General features: G+C 41.7%; 19 protein-coding genes. 11 read left to right on the top strand and 8 right to left on the bottom strand.

Annotated features, from left to right (window positions below):
• Nucleotides 1-22: 22 nt before the first annotated feature.
• The 6 genes from serA (at nt 23) to K217_RS0104795 (ending at nt 8,962) form a co-directional block, all read left to right on the top strand.
• Nucleotides 23-1,615, top strand: a complete 1,593-nt coding sequence (serA, locus tag K217_RS0104820) for a phosphoglycerate dehydrogenase (protein WP_029552001.1) — start codon at nt 23-25, stop codon at nt 1,613-1,615.
• A gap of 72 nt (nt 1,616-1,687) precedes the next feature.
• Nucleotides 1,688-4,642, top strand: coding sequence for an AAA family ATPase (locus K217_RS0104815; protein WP_029552000.1), 2,955 nt, complete (start codon nt 1,688-1,690; stop codon nt 4,640-4,642).
• Between the two features lie 8 nt (nt 4,643-4,650).
• Nucleotides 4,651-5,247: an FAD-dependent oxidoreductase gene (locus K217_RS0104810; protein ID WP_231476994.1), complete on the top strand. Its 597-nt coding sequence runs from the start codon at nt 4,651-4,653 to the stop codon at nt 5,245-5,247.
• On the top strand, nt 5,244-6,059 hold the full coding sequence (locus K217_RS0104805; RefSeq protein WP_029551998.1) for a lysylphosphatidylglycerol synthase domain-containing protein: 816 nt from the start codon (nt 5,244-5,246) through the stop codon (nt 6,057-6,059). The genes K217_RS0104810 and K217_RS0104805 overlap by 4 nt, the downstream gene beginning before the upstream one ends.
• A 63-nt stretch (nt 6,060-6,122) precedes the next feature.
• On the top strand, nt 6,123-8,339 hold the full coding sequence (gene infB / locus K217_RS0104800; RefSeq protein WP_029551997.1) for a translation initiation factor IF-2: 2,217 nt from the start codon (nt 6,123-6,125) through the stop codon (nt 8,337-8,339).
• Nucleotides 8,303-8,962, top strand: a complete 660-nt coding sequence (locus tag K217_RS0104795; RefSeq protein ID WP_029551996.1) for a 7-carboxy-7-deazaguanine synthase QueE — start codon at nt 8,303-8,305, stop codon at nt 8,960-8,962. Before infB ends, K217_RS0104795 begins: the two co-directional genes overlap by 37 nt.
• A 4-nt stretch (nt 8,963-8,966) precedes the next feature.
• On the opposite strand, the gene K217_RS0104790 is transcribed toward K217_RS0104795, so the two are convergent.
• On the bottom strand, nt 8,967-10,115 hold the full coding sequence (locus tag K217_RS0104790; RefSeq protein WP_029551995.1) for an N-acetylmuramoyl-L-alanine amidase: 1,149 nt from the start codon (nt 10,113-10,115) through the stop codon (nt 8,967-8,969).
• The gene (locus tag K217_RS0104785) at nt 10,087-11,730 is read right to left on the bottom strand and encodes an ATP-binding protein (protein WP_029551994.1); all 1,644 of its coding nucleotides are present in this window, start codon (nt 11,728-11,730) and stop codon (nt 10,087-10,089) included. Before K217_RS0104785 ends, K217_RS0104790 begins: the two co-directional genes overlap by 29 nt.
• A gap of 61 nt (nt 11,731-11,791) precedes the next feature.
• On the opposite strand from K217_RS0104785, the gene rplT reads away from it, so the two are divergent.
• From rplT to K217_RS0104765, 4 genes are read left to right on the top strand one after another with little or no spacing between them, the layout of a single operon-like run.
• Nucleotides 11,792-12,148, top strand: a complete 357-nt coding sequence (rplT, locus tag K217_RS0104780) for a 50S ribosomal protein L20 (RefSeq protein ID WP_029551993.1) — start codon at nt 11,792-11,794, stop codon at nt 12,146-12,148.
• Nucleotides 12,145-13,164, top strand: a complete 1,020-nt coding sequence (gene pheS, locus K217_RS0104775) for a phenylalanine--tRNA ligase subunit alpha (protein WP_029551992.1) — start codon at nt 12,145-12,147, stop codon at nt 13,162-13,164. The genes rplT and pheS overlap by 4 nt, the downstream gene beginning before the upstream one ends.
• Nucleotides 13,155-14,633, top strand: a complete 1,479-nt coding sequence (gene trpE, locus K217_RS0104770; RefSeq protein WP_029551991.1) for an anthranilate synthase component I — start codon at nt 13,155-13,157, stop codon at nt 14,631-14,633. Before pheS ends, trpE begins: the two co-directional genes overlap by 10 nt.
• Nucleotides 14,634-14,644: 11 nt before the next feature.
• Nucleotides 14,645-15,364, top strand: coding sequence for a hypothetical protein (locus tag K217_RS0104765; protein ID WP_029551990.1), 720 nt, complete (start codon nt 14,645-14,647; stop codon nt 15,362-15,364).
• A 20-nt stretch (nt 15,365-15,384) separates the two neighbouring features.
• On the opposite strand, the gene rnc is transcribed toward K217_RS0104765, so the two are convergent.
• From rnc to K217_RS0104735, 6 genes are read right to left on the bottom strand one after another with little or no spacing between them, the layout of a single operon-like run.
• Nucleotides 15,385-16,071 (bottom strand): ribonuclease III, encoded by a 687-nt coding sequence (gene rnc / locus K217_RS0104760; RefSeq protein ID WP_029551989.1) that lies wholly within the window; start codon nt 16,069-16,071, stop codon nt 15,385-15,387.
• Nucleotides 16,043-17,284, bottom strand: a complete 1,242-nt coding sequence (fabF, locus tag K217_RS0104755) for a beta-ketoacyl-ACP synthase II (protein WP_029551988.1) — start codon at nt 17,282-17,284, stop codon at nt 16,043-16,045. The genes rnc and fabF overlap by 29 nt, the downstream gene beginning before the upstream one ends.
• On the bottom strand, nt 17,281-17,517 hold the full coding sequence (locus K217_RS0104750) for an acyl carrier protein (protein WP_029551987.1): 237 nt from the start codon (nt 17,515-17,517) through the stop codon (nt 17,281-17,283). Before K217_RS0104750 ends, fabF begins: the two co-directional genes overlap by 4 nt.
• A 34-nt stretch (nt 17,518-17,551) precedes the next feature.
• Nucleotides 17,552-18,322 carry an indole-3-glycerol phosphate synthase TrpC gene (gene trpC / locus K217_RS0104745; protein WP_338065580.1) on the bottom strand — a complete coding sequence of 257 codons (771 nt, stop codon included), beginning with the start codon at nt 18,320-18,322 and terminating at the stop codon, nt 17,552-17,554.
• 5 nt (nt 18,323-18,327) lie between these two features.
• Nucleotides 18,328-18,915 (bottom strand): sulfurtransferase TusA family protein, encoded by a 588-nt coding sequence (locus K217_RS0104740; RefSeq protein WP_029551985.1) that lies wholly within the window; start codon nt 18,913-18,915, stop codon nt 18,328-18,330.
• A gap of 9 nt (nt 18,916-18,924) precedes the next feature.
• Nucleotides 18,925-19,764: a hypothetical protein gene (locus K217_RS0104735; RefSeq protein ID WP_197017593.1), complete on the bottom strand. Its 840-nt coding sequence runs from the start codon at nt 19,762-19,764 to the stop codon at nt 18,925-18,927.
• 83 nt (nt 19,765-19,847) lie between these two features.
• Here K217_RS0104735 and K217_RS0104730 point away from each other — a divergent pair, with 83 nt between their 5' ends.
• The gene (locus K217_RS0104730) at nt 19,848-20,402 is read left to right on the top strand and encodes a Maf family protein (RefSeq protein WP_029551983.1); all 555 of its coding nucleotides are present in this window, start codon (nt 19,848-19,850) and stop codon (nt 20,400-20,402) included.
• Nucleotides 20,403-20,480 lie beyond the last annotated feature (78 nt).

Raw genomic sequence — 20,480 nt, 5'->3', positions numbered from 1 at the left:
TTTAAACTGAAGGAGGTTTCCTATGTTTAGAATTCTTATTACAGATCCCATTTCAGAAAAGGGTATTGAGATACTGAGAAGGGAACAAGACTTTGAGGTAGATTATGAACCGGATATTACCTATCAGGAGCTTTTGGAGGTGGTAAAGGGATATGACTGCATAATAACAAGAAGCAGAACACCGGTTACTGCGGAGCTTCTGGAAAGAGCAGAAAACTTGAAGGTGATTGGAAGAGCTGGCGTAGGTGTGGATAACATAGATATTGAGGAAGCTTCAAAAAGGGGCATTTTAGTTATAAACACACCCGGTGCAAATACTATAGGTGCTACAGAGCTTACCATAGCCCACATGTTATGCGTTATAAGAAACTTTCATATGGCTCATAACTCCATGCTGGAGGGGAAGTGGGATAGAAAGAAGTTTATGGGAACAGAGTTATACGGAAAAACCTTAGGAATAATAGGTTTGGGAAATATCGGTTCTCAGGTAGCTATCAGGTGCAAAGCCTTCGGAATGAAGGTTTTTGCTTATGATCCATACATTCCAAAGGAAAAGGCCGAAAGACTTGGGGTAAAACTCTTTGATGATTTGAGAGAAATGTTAAAACAGGTGGATATTCTAACTATTCACGCTCCGCTGACACACGAAACCAAACATATGATAACGAGGAAAGAGTTTGAACTGATGAAGGATGGAGCCATATTGATCAACTGTGCAAGAGGTGGAATAGTAAAGGACGAAGATTTAATTTGGGCTTTAGAGACAGGTAAGCTTGGGGGAGTAGGACTGGATGTCTATTCAGTGGAACCTCCACCTTATGAGTTTATAGAAAAGCTCAAAAAATTTCCCAACGTTTCCCTCTCACCTCACATAGGAGCTAATACTTACGAATCTCAAGAAAATGTGGCAGTTATAATAGCTCAGCAGGTTGTTAAAGCCCTTAGGGGTCAAACAGTAGAATATGCGGTGAATGCTCCCTTTCCAGACCTTTCTGTGCTTACTCTCATAAAGCCTCACTTGGATCTGGCTGAGAAAATGGGTAAATTTTTGGTGCAATGGGCTGAAGAAGGAATAAAGGAGGTGCATATAGAGGTTAGAGGAGACATTGCAGAACACTTTCATCCCATAGCTTCTGCGGTTTTGATGGGGATCCTAAAAGAGATTGTGGATTTTCCAATAAACATAATAAATGCAAGCTATGTAGCCAGAGACAGAGGTTTAAAAGTTGAGGAACTAACATCTACGGAAACGGTAGATTTTAAGCACTACGTAAAAGTTGTTGCCAAGTCAGATGGCACTGAAAAGGTAGTAGTTGGCACTGTGTTGGAAGGCAATATTCCACGCATCGTGCAGATAGACAAATACAGAGTGGATGTAGAGCCTGAAGGGATAATGCTTTTGTTTGAAAACAAAGACGTGCCAGGGGTAATAGGAAAGATAGGGACCATGCTTGGAAAAGCAAATGTAAATATTGCAGGATTTAGGCTTGGAAGAGAAAGAAAAGGTGGGATAGCCCTTGGGATTCTAAACTTGGATGATCAAGTGCCAGAAGAGGTGCTGGAGGAAATTAAAAAGCTTCCGGAGATCTTGTTTGTAAAACAGGTGACAGTCTGAAAAACTTGACAATAACTCACTAAAGATTATTATTAACAATTATTAACAGTAATATCAATTTGGAGGATAAGGATGTTCAGTGAAAATATGCTTTCTGCAAAGTCTTTGGAATACCTAAACAGAGCAAAGGAGTTGGCAAGATCTCAGCAGGACACTAAAGTGGATACAGACCATCTGCTTTTGGTAATGCTTGCTGATGAGAAGTCCGCTCTTAGAAAATATCTTGAAAGGAGGGGGATTGAGCCAAAAGAGTTTCTCAAAAGGATCGGAGATTATCTAAACAAGGTAAAGTCCCAAATTCAAAAGGTAGCGGAACAAGAAGCTAAGCACCTTATAGACCTAAGAAGCAAGATAATGCAGATAAAGTCGGACATAGGACAAGTTCAAATAGAGTTGGAAAGGCTAAAAAGGGCAAAAGAGGAGCTAAAAAGGGAGTTAGATAGGGCAAGAAGGTATGGGGACTACTGGAGCCTTAGGGAGTTGGAGGTAGAATACGCAAGGCTTGAAAGGATAGAATCCCAATATAGGGCTCAGTTGGATAGCGTAGAGAAGAGTTTGACTGGAGTCTTTAGACAGGAGGATGTTAAAGCTTTCTTGGAAAATAAACTTTCCATAGATGGTTTGGTTAAAAAGGCTTTAGAACAATCTCCTGTTTTGGAACAGCTAAAAGAGATTGGGTTGTCTCCTGAGAGGTTCAAAGACATAGTCTATCAGAAGGTGTTTGGTATTGTGCCAGCTTTTGACTATTCTCAGAACCTCGTAAAGGTGATGGAAAGAGCGCAGGACCTTGCGGTGGAAGAGGGAAAGGCACAGGTAGAACCCTATCACATAGCCAGCGCTTTGCTTGAAGTGGAGGAATCGGTAGGTAATAAACTATTAAAAGAAAGCTTAGGAGGTGAAAAGATGAAGGACGTAAGCCAAGAGTTGAAAGAGGAAGAACGCTCTGCGTTGGAAAGGTTTGGTACAAACCTGACTCAGCTTGCCAAGGAAGGTAAGTTGGACCCGGTTATAGGCAGAGAAAGGGAGATAAATCAGGTTATAGAAGTGCTTTTGAGGAAGTCCAAAAACAATCCAGTTTTGGTGGGTGACCCAGGTGTGGGAAAAACTGCCATAGTGGAAGGACTGGCCCAAAGAATAGCCAACAAGGAGGTTCCAGCAGAGCTACAGGACAAAGAGATTATAGCCATAGACATGGGTTCCTTGGTGGCAGGTTCCAAATATAGGGGTGAGTTTGAAGAGAGGCTGAAAAGCCTTTTGGAAGAAGTAAAACAGAAGTCTAACGTAATACTGTTTATAGATGAAATTCACACGGTGGTTGGTGCTGGAAGGGCTGAGGGTTCTTTGGATGCAGGGAACATGCTAAAGCCTGCCTTGGCAAGGGGTGAGATAAGGCTTATTGGTGCTACTACCGTAGATGAATACAGAAAGTACATAGAAAAGGACCCTGCTTTGGAAAGGAGGTTCCAACCTATATACGTAGATGAACCCAGCGAAGAAGAAACTATAGAGATCCTTAAAGGTCTGCGCCCAAGATTGGAAAACCATCACAAGGTGAAAATATCGGATGAAGCCATAGAGAGTGCGGTAAAGCTAACCAAAAGGTTTGTTACCTTTAGAAAACTACCGGACAAAGCTATAGATGCTTTGGATCAGGCCTGCGCAAGGAAAAAGCTTTCGGTGATTTCTGTCCCTCCGGAGGTTCAAGAGCTTGAAAGAAAGATAAAAGCTCTTGATGAGGAGATCCAAAAGGCTTTTCTTGAAGGAGACTACGAAAAGGAAGCCCAACTGAAGATAAAGAAAGTCCAGCTTGAGAAGGAAAAGCAGGATCTACTTTCCAAATTGGGAAGCGCGGACCTTAGGATCCAAGAAATCAAAAGAAGGATGGAAGAGTTAGACAGCGAAATTATCAAAGCTTCCGAAAAGGGAGACTACGAAAGAGAAGCAAACTTAAAGATAGAAAAGATCAAACTTGAAAAGGAACTTAAAGAGTTAGAAAGTGCCAAAAGCCAACAGTTGGTAGTTAGTGCAGAAGACGTTGCCCAAGTGGTTTCTGAATGGACCGGAATTCCCCTCTCCAAGCTAAAAGAAGAAGAGATGGAAAGGCTGTTAAGGCTTGAAGAAGAGCTTCACAAAAGAGTTATAGACCAAGAACATGCGGTTAGGGCGGTAGCACAGGCTATAAGAAGGGCAAGGGCAGGACTGAAGGATCCAAAGAGACCCATAGCCAGTTTCCTGTTTTTGGGTCCCACCGGTGTAGGAAAGACGGAGCTTTCAAAAGCACTGGCAGAACTTCTTTTTGGAGAAGAGGACGCTCTTATAAGACTTGATATGTCTGAGTTTAAAGAAGAACATAGCGTAGCAAAGCTCATAGGCGCTCCTCCAGGATACGTGGGCTATGAAGAAGGCGGAAAACTCACAGAAGCAGTAAGAAGAAAACCATACTCTGTGCTTCTTTTAGACGAAGTAGAAAAAGCTCATCCCAGGGTCTTTGACCTATTTTTGCAAGTGCTGGACGACGGAAGGCTGACAGATTCACACGGAAGAACGGTAGATTTTAGAAATACGGTTATCATCATGACCTCCAACATAGGCTCCCAATATCTTCTCAGCCTTCCCCTTGATGGAGAAGAAAAGAAGATAGAGGAGGAGTTTGAAAAGGCCAAAGAAAAAGTGTTAGAGGAACTGAGATACTACTTTAGGCCAGAGTTTCTAAACAGGATAGACGAGATTATAGTCTTCAAGCCTTTGACCATGAAGGAACTACTTCAGATAATAGACCTGCTAATAGCCAACATTAACAAACGTCTTGCGGAGAAGAACATAAGTATAGAGCTATCGGAAGAAGCTAAGAAACATTTGGTTAAGTTAGGATACGAACCTGCTTACGGCGCAAGGCCCTTGAAGAGAACCCTTCAGAGATACTTAGAGAATCCTTTGGCAGAGAAGATAATAAAGGGTGAAATAAAGGAAGGGGACAGAGTGCGTGTGGAATATGAAAATGGAAATCTTGTGTTTGAAAGGGTATAATATTTATCATGTATGATGTGATCATAGTTGGTGGTGGAGCAAGTGGGTTAGCTTGTGCTTTAACCTTGGTCTCTTCAAGAGGAAGAGGTTGGAGCTGGGCAGAAGACAAAAAATATCTAATTTTTGATAAAAACGAGTCAGACCTACACAAAGCGTACTTGAAAAACGTCCCAGGACTCCAGCCAATGCGCGGTACAGAACTTTTGCAGGTTATTAGAAAGCAAATAGAAGAATGGGGTGGTGTGGAATTCTTGCAGGAGAAGGTGGTGGAGATAAGAAGGGATGGAGAAGCTTACAGAGTAATCACAGAAGAGGGTAAGGAATACGTAGGCAGGTACGTTGTGCTTGCGGGTGGGTTTAAGGAGTTTAGCATAAAAGGTATAGACTTTGAGGTATTGGAAAATCCTAAGTCTCCAAAACCAGGAAGGGTGATGATAAAGCACGAAAACTACGAAGTAATGCCAAACCTGTTTGTGGTTGGAACCTTGGCTGGGATCAGCTCCCACTTTACCTCTTGCGCAGGCTCTGGTGTAGAGGTAGCAGTAGAAATTCTTTCAAGAATGGCTGGAAAGAGAATAGTGATCCACGACGTGCCAGAGGATTGAAAAAGCTCTCTCCGTTTTTAGTTTCTTTAACCTTTTTTGTATTACTTTTTTACTTTCTTCCACCGGAGGAAATTTTTAACTTTTTGAGCCTTGTCTCTTTGCAAAACCTTGCTATTGCCTTTGCCTTTTATGGACTAAGCCATCTTGCAAGGACCATAAGGTGGAAGCTTCTTCTGAAAGACCTGTCTTTTTTTCAGACCTTTCTTGTGAACAGTGCTAACGTGTTTTTGAACAACTTACTACCCGCAAGGACTGGAGAGCTAAGCTGGTTTTACTACTCAAAAGCTATGGGTGTGGAGTTCAAAAGGTCTCTTGGAGTTTTTCTGTTGGGAAGACTTATGGACTTGCTTGCTTTGTTTGTGCTCCTTTCTTTTTTTTATGCTTTGAAAGAAGGCAGGCTAAACCTTTACTTGGTCCCTTTCTTGCTTGTGTTTTTTTCTTTTCTTTCCTATTTTCCACTTGCAAAGCTCAAAAGCCTTCAGGTAGGTTTTTTTAACTTTGCGATTAGCTTTTTTCTTTCTCTTTGCTCCAGCCTTTTGAAATTCTCAAGCCTTGTTTTTTTGGTGAGTTTGGAGCCTTCTGTGATGCTGTTTTTAAGCTTTTTAGGTGGAGAGCTAAGCACGATCCTACCAATTCATAGCTTTGGCGGATTTGGCACGTATGAGCTTAGTTTTTCCATACCCCAAAAACTTTTCGGAGAGTCTTTGATGGGCGGGATAAAGCTTGCCTTTGTCTTTCATGTGTTTTTGTTGTTGTCTTCCGCGATTTTTGGAATGTTTTCTTTGTTTGTGCTATATCGCAAACTTCAGTAGCACTTGAGGATGCCCCGATGAGTTTTTTGAACAACATCAAACTCTGGTTTAGAATTATATGGTATGGGAAAAATTAGAGTGCAAGAGTTAGCTAAGAACTTAGGTGTAAAAGTAAAGGAAATACAAAAGGTTCTAAAGGAATGGGGCATAAACAAGGGAAACTTTGCTTACTTAGAAGATGAAGAAGTCCAGATAATACTGGACTACTTTGAAAAGGAAAAGTCCGAACAACAAAAATTAGAGGAAGAACAAAAGATTTTCCAAGAACCTTCTGCGGAGGAAAAACAAAAGTCCCCAGCAAAGACAGAAATTAAGGAGAAAAGAAAGACTGCCCCTGCGGAAAAGCCTATGCAAACCTTCCAGCAGACAATGTCTCCACCTCCACCTCCACCACCAAAAGAGGAAAAGGCAGAAGAAAAACCAAAAAGAGAGGAGAAAAAGATAAGCAAGGAGGAACAGCAGGCTTTAAAGAAGTTGGAACAGCAGATTGAAAAAAAGGTTGAAAAAAAGAAAAAGGAAGAAAAAGAAGAGGAGATTAAGATCGTGCAAATTCCAGAGATCATCACAGTAAGGGAACTTTCGGAGCTTTTAAAAACTTCTCCCAACGTAATCATAACAGAGTTACTAAAAAGGGGAGTGCTTGCTACGATAAATCAAAGTGTTCCTCCAGAATTGGCGGTTCAAATTGCTGAATCTCTTGGTTTCTTAGCAGAGATAAAAAAAGAAGAGCAAGAGGTTTTAGAGGAAGAGACAATCGAAGAGGGGGAAAAACTTCCCAGGCCACCTATAGTGGTTGTTATGGGACACGTGGATCACGGAAAGACTACTTTGCTTGATGCAATAAGAAAGACTAACGTAGCCCAAAGAGAAAAGGGTGGAATAACTCAGCATATAGGTGCTTCTGTAGTGGAACTGCAGGACGGTAGAAAGATAACCTTCTTGGATACACCTGGACATGAAGCTTTTACCTCTTTGAGGGCAAGAGGGTCGCAGGTAACCGATATTGCGGTTTTGGTGGTTGCAGCTGATGACGGAGTTATGCCTCAAACTGTTGAAGCTATAAACCACGCCAGAGCCTTTAATGTGCCCATAATAGTAGCGGTAAATAAGATAGATAAGCCTGAAGCGGATCCTCAGAGGGTGCGCAGAGAACTTTCTGAACTTGGACTAATTCCCGAGGAATGGGGAGGTGATACTATCTTTGTGGATGTTTCCGCAAAAACAGGACAGAACATAGACAGTCTTTTGGAATACATACTTTTGTTGGCAGAAATTTTGGAGCTAAAGGCAAGGTATGAAGGACCTGCTAAGGGAACGGTTATAGAGTCTAAGCTGGACAAACAGAAGGGGCCTGTGGCAACCTTGTTAGTTCAAGAAGGGACTTTGAAGGTGGGGGATGTTATAGTAGCTGGTACAGTTTATGGTAAGATAAGGGCAATGTTTGACGATAAGGGAAGGAGGGTAAAAGAAGCAGGTCCCTCTATGCCAGTGGAGGTGCTTGGCTTTGAAGATTTGCCTATGGCTGGTGATACCTTTAGAGTGGTGGAGAACGAGAAAAAGGCAAGACAGATAGCTGAGATGAGAAAAATCAAGAAAGAGCAACAGGAAAAGCTATCTAAAGGCATTATGCTTGAGGATGTATTTAAGAAAATACAGGAGGGAGAACTAAAAGAGCTGAAGGTGATCCTCAAAACTGACACGGTGGGATCCTTGGAAGCATTGAAGAAGTCTTTAACAGAATTATCAACTCCTGAAGTTGGAGTAAAGATAATACACGGTGCGGTTGGGGGAATCACGGAGAGCGACGTTATGCTGGCAAAGGCAAGCCAAGCGGTGATAATAGGCTTTAACGTAAGGCCAGACGTAAAGGCTAAGGAAGCAGCGGAAAAGGAGAAGGTGGATATCAAACTGTACAGCATCATATACGAGGCTATAGAGGATGTCAAAAATGCTCTCAAAGGTATGCTAAAACCTGTAGAAAAGGAAGTTACCCTTGGTTCAGCGGAAGTCAGAGCGACCTTCAAGATAAAGGGAGTGGGAACTGTAGCAGGTTGTTACGTGCTTGAAGGCAAAATAGTGCGCAATGCTAACGCAAGGCTTGTGAGAAACGGAGTTGTGATCTACACAGGCAAGATAGAGAGTCTCAAAAGGTTCAAAGAAGATGTGCAAGAGGTCGCAAGAGGTTTTGAATGCGGAGTAAAACTCAAAGATTACAACGACGTAAAAGTAGGAGACATAATAGAATGCTACGAAGTGAAACTGGAAAAACCATCTATTTAAACATAAATGAAGTTTATGCATCTATACAAGGTGAAGGGCTCCTTATGGGCCTTCCCGCTTTGTTTGTGAGATTCCAAGGGTGCAACTTAAGGTGTCCTTGGTGTGATCAACCTTCAGCTTTACCTTTTTCAAAAGAACAGTCTGTGCCAATAGACAGCCTTCTGGCTCATCTGTCCGAATATCCGATCAAACACGTGGTGATCACAGGTGGAGAGCCATTAGCGCAAGAGGGACTAACTTTCTTGGTGGAAGAGCTAATATCAAAGGGATACTTCGTGCAGATAGAAACAAATGGAACTCTGTGGCAAAAAGGTTTGGAGAGATTTGCAGAACAGCTCCATATAACGTGTTCTCCCAAATGGACAGCCAACTGGTTCGTTCATCCAAAGATAATTCAGTATGCCAAAGAGCTTAAGTTTGTGGTTGATGATGTGTTAAGTCAAGATGTGTTACTGAAGGAAGAGTTTAGAAGACTACTTGAAGAAGGAAAGGTAGTTCTTCAGCCGGAAGGAAATAAGTTAGTCTTTTTTGAAAAGGCTCTAAATCTGCAAACCGCTTTGCTAAAACTTGGCTTTACTGTAAGAGTTCTACCTCAGGTTCATAAGCTCTTTGGGATTCCTTAGTTATTTAAATGTTTGGAAAGAAATATTCTACGATTGCATCGTACATGGCTTTGGCGAATTTTTCCTGAAATTGTGGATCACTCATTAAAAGGGCCTCCTGTGGGTTGGTTATGAAACCTACCTCTACCAATACAGAGGGTATGCCAGGTGTTTTAAGCACTGCAAAGCCAGCCCTTTGGATACCCTTAAACTCAACTTCTCTCCCCAACTGCGCTTTAAGTTTTTTTGAGAGTATGTTTCCGAATTGGACGCTTTCATAAAGCGTTACATCTAGCGCCAAATCCGCCATGATCCTCCTAACACTAAGGGGAACGTCAGAAACTCCTATTGCAAGCTTAGCGTAGTTATCGTTATTAACAATAGCTTCCTTTTTCTTCTGTGCTGCTTCGGAAGATATGGCAAAGACCATTGTTCCCTTAGCGTGTTCTGAAATTCCCTTTGGAGATGCATTAGCGTGAATACTTACAAACAGGTCTGCCCTGTTGCGTAAAGCTTTCTTTGCCCTTTCCTCCAGCCCAACAAATGTATCGTCTTTTCTGGTTAAGATAACTTTGAACCTTCCATCTTTGTTTAAAAGCTGAGCAAGCTTTAAAGTAATGGCTAAGTTTATATCCTTTTCCTTTATACCTTTGTATCCTATGGCACCAGGATCACGTCCTCCGTGTCCCGCATCCAAAACTATCACTCTCCTTTGAGTAATTATAGTCCCTTTAGCTCTTTCAGAAATCAGCCTTCCTTCAACGTTTTTAGTATCCCTATAAGCAATAACCTTAAGCACAACTGGATCAAGTATAGCTATGAGTGGATCATCATCCGGAATCGTGTTTTTATAAACATCTATGACTATTCTAAAAGGATCTTCCAAAGAAAAGGCCTTTACCTCAGAGTATTCTGTGTCAAAGACAAAGCGCGTACCCCAAGGGTGCTTTCCAACTCGCGCTTTTATGTTTGTGGGTGGTCTTACCTCTTCCATAACATCTACGACTATCCTTTTGGGATTCTCCAAGAGCAATACTCTATAATCTACCCTCTTTTCAAACTCTAAAACCAAACGCTTTTTATCCGGATAATTTCCTTCTCTGTAGCTTACCTGAACACCAAAAGAAAATGAGCAAAATAGTAAGCTAAAAATTATTAAAATCTTCTGGAACATACACCTCCTCCTCCACTTCCTGTTTCCTTGTTGCCCAAGGAGGCTTAGGAAATTTTACCATCAGAGGCGTAGGAATGTCCGGCTGACACAGTATCATAGTCCCTTTTTTGAGAATCAAAGCCCTTTGTCTGAAGTTATTTGTGAGAAACTCATACTCTTTACTTAAAAGCTCACTGCTATCCATACGGCCTACCACCTTGATTGCGGAATTAGCAAGAACCCTCTTTTCTATCTCGCTGGCGGTTTGCTGAGCTCCTATTAGTATAACACCCAAGCTTCTACCCCTTTCCGCTATGTCCAAAACCACATCCTTTATGGGACTCCACCCATCCTTAGGTGCATACTTGTTTAATTCGTCCAAAACGACAAAAACCTTAGGGAACGGATGAGACCTATTTTCCTTCTCTTCAAAGAGCTTTTTCAGAACAGCACCCACTATGAACATCTGGGCTATGCTGTGAAGACCGCTTATATCTATAACAGAGACTTTGTTTTCTTCCCATTTTATAGGACTGGATTGGGTAGGATGGATAAATCTTTTGATGTGAAATGCGGACCTTGAAAACCTTCTAAGAAAGGCTCTGGCAGTTTGTATGGATGCATCACCGAACCACTTCCTGTATAAATCTCTTTCACCCGCTTCTGCTTGTTCTATTGCTTCCGTAAGTCTATCTTCTAAGTCCTGAAGTGATTCAATGTCTCTGCCATAACTGTCTAAGAGTCTGCCTTCTGGGCTTTCTTTTGCCAAGTAGTAAAGCTTGTTTGCAATCCTCTCTACAATGTATGGTACCTGGGACTTTGTTTCTTCTTCTTCTACGAACATAAACCTAAGGAGTCCTTCCTGCGCAAACTCCCGCATACTCCAGTAAAACGGAATAAAGTCATCACGTTCAGGGTCTGGGTTAGAGTAGTTTCCAGGGTGTGGTGGGACATAAAACTTTACGTCTTTAAACGGTTCTGGTTTCATGCCCATTTTTCTTAGAGCTTCCTCATCCTCTTTTGAGAGTTTTTTGTTTTTCTTGTCTATCCACAGAAGGTCTTTGCCTTTTACGTTAAATATGATGGCGTTTATCCTTCTTTCGTTGCTGTGGTATAGGATGGAGTAAAGCAAAAACAGAGCATAGGAGGTTTTAGTTGCGACACCGGACATGCCGGAGATAGAAACATGAGCACCTTCCGTGCCGTCCAAAAAGTGATAATTGAGGTATATTACCTTTCCGGACCGAGAAAGACCTGCAGGTATTTTTACCTTCATCTGATCGTAATAGAGGGCTTTTTCAAACTCTTCACCTTCGGCTATATAAACAGGATCCCCCGGTGTGGGTGGAATAAAGATTTCCGGCTCAACCCTGGTCAAAGATACCTTTGCTACGTAAGCTATGTTTATTGGTATCACGCCCTGCGTTGCAAGATAGGCATCGTAAACCCACTGAGCACCTTCTAAAAATTTCTGCACCTCTTGCACTATGCCGTAGTATTTAACCTTTTGGCTTCCGACCTCCGACTCTGCATAAAGCACATCATCCAACTGAACCAAGCTTTCCGCTTCCACTCCCACCCAAAACTCCAAGGGTGTTATGGGCTTTGTTCCTAATACTATCCCTACTTTTTTCATAGGGAATGATTATAATACACAGTGTGTTATAATTTAATCCCTTGATTTATAGGAGGCGACTATGAGAGTAAAGGGACCATCCTCTAAAAAGTTTAAGAAGAAGATCCTAAAGCTTGCTAAAGGATTTAGAGGTAAAAAGCACACAAGCTACAGAAGGGCAAAGGAGTATGTATTTAGAGCTCTGCAGTATCAATACAGAGACAGGCGCCAAAGGAAAAGACAGTTCAGAAGACTTTGGATAGCCAGAATCAACGCTTCAGTAAGAGCTTACGGGCTTTCTTACAGCAAGTTTATGAATGGTCTGAAAAAAGCGGGAATAACGCTAAACAGGAAGATGTTAGCAGAGATGGCAATAAGGGATCCAGAAGGTTTTTCTAAAATAGTGGAAATCGCTAAACAAGCGTTAGCTACCGCATGAACCCAGAAGATATTGAAAAACAAGCTCAAGAAGATATAGGCAAAGTATCCAACCTTCAAGAGCTTCAGCAAGTGAAGTCTAAATACTTGGGTAAAAAGGGGCTTATAACCTTAGCACTTAAGGAGATCGTAAGTCTATCTCCAGAAGAGAGAAGGGAACAGGGAGCCAAGCTAAACAGGATAAAGGAATTTGTAGAAGAACTCCTCAAGCGTGCAGAGGATAGGCTTAGGAGGGAGAAAGTAGAAAAAGAACTTTCTTTACAGTGGCAAGAATTAACCGTTAGTCTTCCTAAGTATGCGGGAGCTATCCATCCTATAACCCAAACCTTGCAAAGAATTCAGGACATATTTGTGGGTATGGGTTTTTCTGTGGAGGAAGGTCCAGAGGTGGAGCTTGAAAGCTATAACTTTGACTTCCTGAACATTCCAAAGGAGCATCCCGCAAGGGACATGCAAGACACATTCTATGTAAATAAAGAAGGATACCTTCTAAGGACCCACACCTCTCCGGTTCAAATAAGGGTAATGCTTTCTCAAAAACCGCCAATATATATGATAGCACCCGGAAGGGTTTATAGAAGGGACGATGACCCAACCCATTCCCCCGTCTTTCATCAGGTGGAAGGGCTTGTGGTAGATGAGAGTGCAAACTTCAAACACATGAAGCATACCATAGAGGAATTTTTGAGGGAGTTTTTTGAGGCGGATGTGCCCGTAAGGTTTAGGGCTTCTTACTTTCCCTTTACAGAACCCTCAGCGGAGGTAGATATTGGTTGTTTGGTATGTGGTGGAAAAGGTTGTAGAGTTTGTAAGGGTAGCGGTTGGCTGGAAGTTATGGGCTGTGGTATGGTTCATCCTCAGGTGTTGGAAAACTGCGGAATAGACAGCGAGCTTTATCAAGGCTTTGCCTTTGGGATGGGAGTGGAGAGATTGTGCATGCTTTACTTTGGGATAGACAACATAAAGCTTTTTTACGAAAACGATCTGAGATTTTTGAGGCAGTTTAGGTGGAGCTAAGTTTAAGCTTTGAAGAGTTTAAAAGTCTCTCAAAGGAATACGATGTAATACCAATTTTTGTGGAAAGGTTGGCAGACACAGACACACCCCTTAGTCTTTTTTTAAAGCTAAAGGGTGTAGGGCAGTATAGGGCTCTTTTGGAAAGTGCGGAAGGTGGAGTAAAGTGGGGAAGGTTTTCCTTCATAGCCTTTGGCTCAAGGCTGTATTACAAGTTCAAAGACGGAAGGGCTGAAGTATGGGATGGAGGTAAAAAGTTAGAGTTTGAAACTAAGGATCCTTTTGAGTATCCAAGGGAGCTTTTAAGAAATCTAAGAGTTTATAAGGATCAAAGATTGCCAAGGTTTTGGGGAGGGTTGGTGGGCTATGTATCTTACGACGTGATAAGGTTTTTTGAGCCTATAAAGATTGAAAAGCCAAAGGTTATGGATCTTCCGGAAGTTTTCTTTTTTATGACGGACTGCGTTTTGATACACGATAACTTAAGCGGTAAGATAAAGGTGGTGGCTCCCATCTTTGTTGGAGAGGATGCGCAGGAAAGTTACTCCAAGGCAAAAGACCTTGTGGAAAACGTCTTAGAAAGGGTCTATAACGAATGTGTTTATCCGAAGCATTACGAGGATAGGGAACCTGACCTTTCAATCTGGCAGTCAAACTTTAAAAAGGAAGAGTTTGAAAAGGCTGTGCTTAAAGCTAAGGAATACATAGCTCAAGGCGATGTAATACAGGTAGTGCTATCTCAAAGGTTCAAAAGAAGTTTTAAGGTAGATCCAGAGGACATATACAGGGTGCTAAGATTTTTAAACCCTTCACCTTATATGTTTTATCTGGACTTTTTGGAATATCAGGTAGTGGGTTCCTCTCCCGAAGTTCTTGTTAGAGTAGAACAAAGAAAAGTGCTCACAAGACCCATAGCAGGCACCAGAAGAAGAGGAAAAAACGAAGAAGAAGATAAGCTTTTGGAGGAAGAGCTGTTAAAGGATGAAAAGGAAAGGGCCGAACACCTGATGCTTGTTGATTTGGGTAGGAACGATTTGGGAAGGGTTTGCAAGCCGGGAACTGTGGTGGTAAAAGACTTTATGAGGGTGGAACGATATTCTCATGTCATGCATTTGGTTAGCGATGTAGAGGGGGAAGCTTTGGAAGGGCTTTCTCCCTTTGACATTCTGAAAGCTTGTTTTCCTGCAGGGACTGTCTCTGGCGCACCAAAGGTAAGAGCTATGCAAATAATAGAAGAATTAGAGCCAGAAAGAAGGGGTATATACGCAGGAAGCGTAGGGTATGTATCTTTTGAAGGCAATATGGACATGGCAATAGCCATAAGGACCCTTGTGTGCATAAATGGAGAGGTTTTTGTCCAAGCGGGTGCGGGCATTGTGGCAGATTCAGAACCGCACAAAGAATGGTTGGAAACTGTTAATAAAGCAAAGGCTCTTATTAAAGCGGTAGATATGGCAGAAAAGATGTTTTAAAATATTTCTCTATGGAAACCAGAGTCGCTTGGAGCATTACTCACCAAGAATTTACTGTCACGGACCATTACTACTTTTCAATACTACAAAAAGAAGCAGAAAAGAATGGCATAATCATAGAGGAAGTAGATAACTGGGAAAAGCTAAAAGAGTATGACACCATAGTGTTTAACTATCCAGAAATTCCCTTTACGGAAAAAGAAGCGCAAGATGTGGAAAGCTGGGTGTGGGAGCTGGGAAAGAAGGTAATACTGGGAGGATATTACAAGAACGAAGACCACATTGCAGATACTTGCAACTCCCTTGCCAGAAGATTTGGGATGGAGCTAAATCCAGACGAAGTAATAGATGAGATAAACAACCACAACGGAGACAAATACTTTTTAGTCACTTCAAAGATAAGAAGGTATAACAAAAATGAGAAAAACGAGGTGAATGTAGAAAAGGTTATGCTTGCCTGCAGTGCGTCCATAAAGCCTTTAATGCCGGATATAAAGGTGGTGGTAAGAGCAGAAGACAGCGCAGTTTCTAATATGGGAAACTACACCCTTTTGATTGCAGAACAAATAGCTCCCACAAGCGGAGGCTACTTTTGCCTTGCAGGCACCTGTGTTTTTTGGGACAACTACTCCATAACCTTATACAACAACTTAGAATTTTCCTTGAACCTTTTAAGACACAAAACACCGATAAAGGTAGCAGAAGGCAAACCTGTAGTGTTTGGTTTATAAATAAAATAGGCAAAACCTTTTTATGCGTTCTGAAGCATTTCATAAACCTTTTTGGCTGCCTCTTGTTGAGCTTCCTTTTTATTACGCCCCCTTCCTATAGCTCTGTATTCTCTTATACAACATTCAACTTCAAAAACCCTTTCGTGTTCTTTTCCACTGACTCCCACCACTCTGTAAATGGGTCTTTCTTTCCATTTGCTTTGCGTAAGCTCTTGCAAGAGCGTCTTGTAGTCTTTTTTGTATAATTCCTTCTCCACCACCTCCCTTAGTCTGTCTCCGTACTTTTTAAAGAACAACTGCTTTAGTCCGTTCATGTCTCCTCCAGAATCCATGTAAATTGCACCCAAAAGTGCTTCAAATAAGTCTGCCAACACAGAACTACTAATGAACCTTCTTTTGCCCGATATTCTCACGTAATTTTGCATTCCCAGTTCTTCCGATATGGAAGAGAGAAACTCCTCACTTACAAGGTATGCCTTTATGCTTGCCAAGGTTCCCTCCTTGTAGTTAGGAAAATTTTCTACCAGAAAACACACTACTAAGAAGTTCACTATAGAATCTCCCAGAAATTCCAAAAGCTCGTAGTTTTCTCCACTGTTTTTGTATGACCTGTGGGTAAGGGCAGTTTCTAAATACTTTACGTTTTTGAAGCAATAGCCTATTTTTTCCTGCAGTTCTCTATAGTTTTCTGAAAACAAGGCAGGCATTAGTGCCACCAAACCCAAAGGAATTGGAAATCGCCACATTCACCTCCTTTTTGACTGCAACGTTTGGCGTGTAATCCAAATCACACTCCGGATCTGGATTTTCTAAATTTATCGTAGGTGGGATTATACCTTCTTGAATGGTTTTTACCGTAGCGACCGCTTCTAATGCTCCCGCCGCTCCCAAAAGATGACCCACCATAGATTTATTTGAGCTGATCTTTAGCCTGTAGGCATGCTCCTTAAAAAGGGCTTTTATAGCAAGAGTTTCAGCTCTGTCGTTCAGAGGCGTAGAAGTTCCGTGGGCGTTTATGTAATCTACCTCTTCCGGCGGAATACCTGCGTCTTCTAAAGCAAGCTTCATACACATATAGGCGCCTTCTCCGTCTGCACACGGAGCGGTTATGTGATAAGCATCGTCTGTTGCTCCGTATCCCACAAGCTCTGCGTATATTTTTGCTCCCCTTGCTTTTGCGTGTTCATACTCTTCCAAAACCAGTATGGCTGCGCCCTCTCCCATAACAAAGCCATCTCTTTCTGCGTCAAAGGGTCTTGAAGCCTTTTGTGGTTCATGGTTTCTGGTAGATAATGCCCTCATGGACGCAAAGCCAGCTACACCTAAGGGGGTGATTGCACTCTCACAACCACCCGCTATGGCTATGTCTATGTCTCCCCTTTGTATGAGCCTGAAGGCGTCACCTATAGAATGGTTTCCGGTAGCACAGGCAGAGACTACGCAATAGTTGGGACCTTTTAGCCCAAACCTTATGGCTATTAGCCCACTTGCCATGTTGGATATGCCGTAAGGTATGAAAAAGGGTGAGACTCTTCTTGGACCTTTCTCCATAAGGATCTTTTGCTGTTCTTCAATATCTCTCAGCCCACCTATGCCCGTGCCTATTATCACACCCACTTTGTAAGGATCAAACTTGTCTTCCAGCAGTCCGCTGTCCTTTATAGCTTCTTCTGCTGCTGCGACCGCATACTTTATAAAGTCTGAGACCTTTTGGGCTTCCTTTTTGTCAAAGTAAAGCTCCGGATTGAAATCCTTCACCTCGGCAGCTATATGAACGCTAAGACCTATCTCTTCTGGATCAAACCTTTTTATTCTGTCTACACCGCTTACTCCTGCAACAAGGTTTTTCCAAAATTTATCTACACCCGTTCCTATGGGACTTACAATTCCAAGGCCGGTTATTACCACCCTCCGGTTCAAGTTTTTACTCTCTCCTTAAGGTAATTTATAACGTCTCCCACCGTCCTTATTTTTTCAGCGTCTTCGTCTGGTATTTCTATACCGAACTCTTCTTCAAAGGCCATAATCAATTCCACCACATCCAAAGAGTCCGCTCCCAGGTCTTGAACAAAGTTTGCATCATCCCTGAGCTTTTCCACCTCTACACCAAGTTGGTCCGCTATAATTTCTTTAATCCTACTTTCTAGGTCCATGATAAAACCTCCTTTGAAATTGGGTGTAAATCAATTATACCACAAAACCGAGCAGTTCCCTGAGCTTTCTAACTGGATCCTTTTCCCTCATCAGAGCAGTGCCGACCAAAAAGGCATCCACTCCTAAGGACTCAAACTCAAGGATCTGTTCCCTGTTTTCTATCCCGCTTTCCACTATCAAAAACTTTGCTCCCATCTGCTTGATCTTAGGAGCGAGTTCCTTAGAAAGGTTCAGATCCACCTTAAGCGTATTTAGGTCTCTGTTGTTAATGCCTATGATCTTGGCTCCAGCCTTTAGGGCCCTTTCTGCCTCTTTTATACTGAAAACTTCCACAAGGACATCCAATCCTAAGCTTTCTGCGTAAGCCAAAAGGTCCCTCAAACGTTCATACTCAAGTATCCTAACAATAAGAAGGATGGCATCCGCTCCAAAGGCTTTTGCTTCTAAAACCTGCACCGGATCAAAGATGAAGTCCTTTCTCAAAAGGGGAAGAGAAACAGTGTTTCTTACCTCTTCTAAGTCCTCCAAGGAACCATTGAAGAACTTGTCTTCAGTTAGGACAGAAATGGCTACCGCTCCACCCTCTTGATAAAGTTTAGCTTGCTCACTTGGAGAAACCTCTTTGATGAGTCCTGCAGAGGGGGACGCCTTTTTTACCTCTGCTATTATCCTTGTCCTACAGCTTTTGAGCACCCTTTCAAAGGAGAAAAACCTATCCCTTCTTTTTATCTTTTCCTGCAAAAGGTCTATGTAATCTCTGTCTTTTCTTAATGTCCTTTTCTTATGTAGAAGGACTTCTTGCAAGAAGCTCAGGGGTATATCCTCCTGTAATTTTTACCCTCTTTCCTGTATATTGCTTCCACAAAAAAGCCCTCCTTGGAAAGCTCTTGGTATATTTTTTTTGCTTTCTCTTCTCCCTTTACCGCAAGCACCACACCACACCTTGGGTCTATTTCGTCCGGTATGGGTATTAGCTTTGCCCTTCCTTTCAGATACTTTTCTGCCCTAACTCCTTCCGATATTGCGGAAAAAGTTATAAAATGATCTGGCTTTTCCGAAAAGGGGTTTATCATCATTAGAAACTGCCTCACGTGAAGCTTTACTCCTAAGGAGTGGAATTTTATCCAATACCATAGGGAAGGTTCTGATGTATGGGACATCTTCCTTATTTCCACTATAACCTTTCCATCTTCCTTTTTTATACTTAGGAGTTGGTTTCCCGTTTGCTTGCACCAGTTGTATATGTCCCTTTCAAAGCCGGGATCTGTGGATATCACCTTTATAACATCACCTTCCTTTAATCTTTTAACGTTTTCTGAAGTTATCACTATAGGCAAGGGACACATAAGACCAGACAGATCTAAAATCTTTTTTTCTTCCCTTTCCAAAACTTCCATAGCTTTACCTCACACTGCAATTTTAACTTGTTCTTTGCTTAAATTGTCTTCAAAGCCTGCTATGTAAAGACTTAACAGTTTTGCACACTGAATCAGCTCTTTTTTAAGAGATTCATCCATCAGTTCAGCAGGATGATTGACATAAAAGACCACGAGTGCTTTCCCCTGCTCTAACTTTACAGGCACAGAAAATACCATTTTTTGGTAATCTGCTAACACCTCTTCGGTAGAATTATCCTTAAGCGCTAACACTTTAATCGCCCTTAGACCATACATTTCCTTAATACCCTTAAGATACTCTTCTGGTGTTCGTCTGTCAAGCAGTTTGAACAGTTCTAACAGCCTTTCCTTTTCCCTTTTTTCCTTTTCAAGGGACATTAAATCACTTTGGATTGATCTGTAGGAATCTCTTAGTTTTTTGATGTATTTCCTTTCTTTTTGAAGACTTCTCAGAAGGTCTACAGAAGAGGGGGATATAGATAAAGCTAAGACTAAAGGTATGAATAAAAGTCCCTTAAAACCAAGGTTAAACCAGAGCAAAAAGCAGGTGGAGACAACGGAAATTAAAAAAGGAACTAAGCTTTTTGGAAAAGTATATAGGGCTGGCACCAGCAGTGATAAAACCGCCACAGGCTCCCCTGATAGAAAAGCTAAGGGGAGGATAAAAACATAGTCAAAGTAGTCTTTTATTTTTTTTAACGTCCAAGGATAAAAGTAGGCGGTTAAGGAAAGAGTTATGTAAATTGCAGAAAGGACTATTATAACTGCCTTCGTAATGTAATCTGAAACATAGAACAGAGCATATGTTGTAAAGAAGAAAAATAACAAAAATCTTAAACCGGCTGTCAAAAACGATTTGTCAAACTGCACAATGTTATAATTTAACATAAGATGCGCAAGCAAAGACTTAAATTAAACAAGGGGTTAATTTCGTGAGGTTTCTCATACTGGCTTCAGAGTCTAAAAGAAGAGTGGAAATACTTAAAATGCTCGGCTATCACTTCTTTGTTATTCCATCGAGAATTGAAGAAGAATACAAAGGGAATCCACTGATAAACGCAAGAAGATTGGCATACAAAAAGGCGTTTAAGGTGTGGAAGGAGTACAAATTTTCCACAGTTTTGGGTGCAGACACAATAGTGGTGTTGGACAATAAAATTCTTGGAAAACCAAAAGACGAAAGGGAAGCAAAAAGTATGCTAAGAGAATTGTCTGGTAGATGGCACAAAGTTATAACTGCGGTAGCCATTCTATCTCCCAAAGGCAAAGTTCTATTCCACGACATCGCTTGGGTTAAATTCACAAACATTGACGATGAAGAGATTGATGAATACATTAAAACAGGAGAACCATTGGACAAGGCTGGCGCTTATGGTGTGCAAGGATTGGGTGCTAAGTTTGTGGAAAGGATCAGGGGAGACTTTTACACGGTTATGGGTCTTCCTGCATCCAAAACTGATCGTGTCCTTAAGTTTTTGCTTGATTAGTTTGAGTTCGTGCGTCTTTGTATCAGCCAGCAATGTAGAAGTTGGCGGAGGTGTTCAGATAAAAATTCAACATAGGAG

This window comes from Thermocrinis jamiesonii (genome assembly GCF_000702425.1).
Taxonomy (GTDB): domain Bacteria; phylum Aquificota; class Aquificia; order Aquificales; family Aquificaceae; genus Thermocrinis; species Thermocrinis jamiesonii.
Note: the sequence above shows the minus strand (reverse complement) of the source record. Positions and strands in the feature narration are given on the sequence as shown.

What these genes read in the sequence shown, in the direction of transcription:
- rplT (WP_029551993.1), top strand. Translation starts at nt 11,792, where the DNA reads ATGAGAGTAAAGGGACCATCCTCTAAAAAGTTTAAGAAGAAGATCCTA.
- infB (WP_029551997.1), top strand. Translation starts at nt 6,123, where the DNA reads ATGGGAAAAATTAGAGTGCAAGAGTTAGCTAAGAACTTAGGTGTAAAA.
- pheS (WP_029551992.1), top strand. Translation starts at nt 12,145, where the DNA reads ATGAACCCAGAAGATATTGAAAAACAAGCTCAAGAAGATATAGGCAAA.
- K217_RS0104785 (WP_029551994.1), bottom strand. Translation starts at nt 11,730, where the DNA reads ATGAAAAAAGTAGGGATAGTATTAGGAACAAAGCCCATAACACCCTTG.
- serA (WP_029552001.1), top strand. Translation starts at nt 23, where the DNA reads ATGTTTAGAATTCTTATTACAGATCCCATTTCAGAAAAGGGTATTGAG.
- K217_RS0104810 (WP_231476994.1), top strand. Translation starts at nt 4,651, where the DNA reads ATGTATGATGTGATCATAGTTGGTGGTGGAGCAAGTGGGTTAGCTTGT.
- K217_RS0104740 (WP_029551985.1), bottom strand. Translation starts at nt 18,915, where the DNA reads ATGGAAGTTTTGGAAAGGGAAGAAAAAAAGATTTTAGATCTGTCTGGT.
- rnc (WP_029551989.1), bottom strand. Translation starts at nt 16,071, where the DNA reads ATGCCTGCCTTGTTTTCAGAAAACTATAGAGAACTGCAGGAAAAAATA.
- K217_RS0104815 (WP_029552000.1), top strand. Translation starts at nt 1,688, where the DNA reads ATGTTCAGTGAAAATATGCTTTCTGCAAAGTCTTTGGAATACCTAAAC.
- K217_RS0104795 (WP_029551996.1), top strand. Translation starts at nt 8,303, where the DNA reads ATGCTACGAAGTGAAACTGGAAAAACCATCTATTTAAACATAAATGAA.
- K217_RS0104765 (WP_029551990.1), top strand. Translation starts at nt 14,645, where the DNA reads ATGGAAACCAGAGTCGCTTGGAGCATTACTCACCAAGAATTTACTGTC.
- K217_RS0104790 (WP_029551995.1), bottom strand. Translation starts at nt 10,115, where the DNA reads ATGTTCCAGAAGATTTTAATAATTTTTAGCTTACTATTTTGCTCATTT.
- K217_RS0104750 (WP_029551987.1), bottom strand. Translation starts at nt 17,517, where the DNA reads ATGGACCTAGAAAGTAGGATTAAAGAAATTATAGCGGACCAACTTGGT.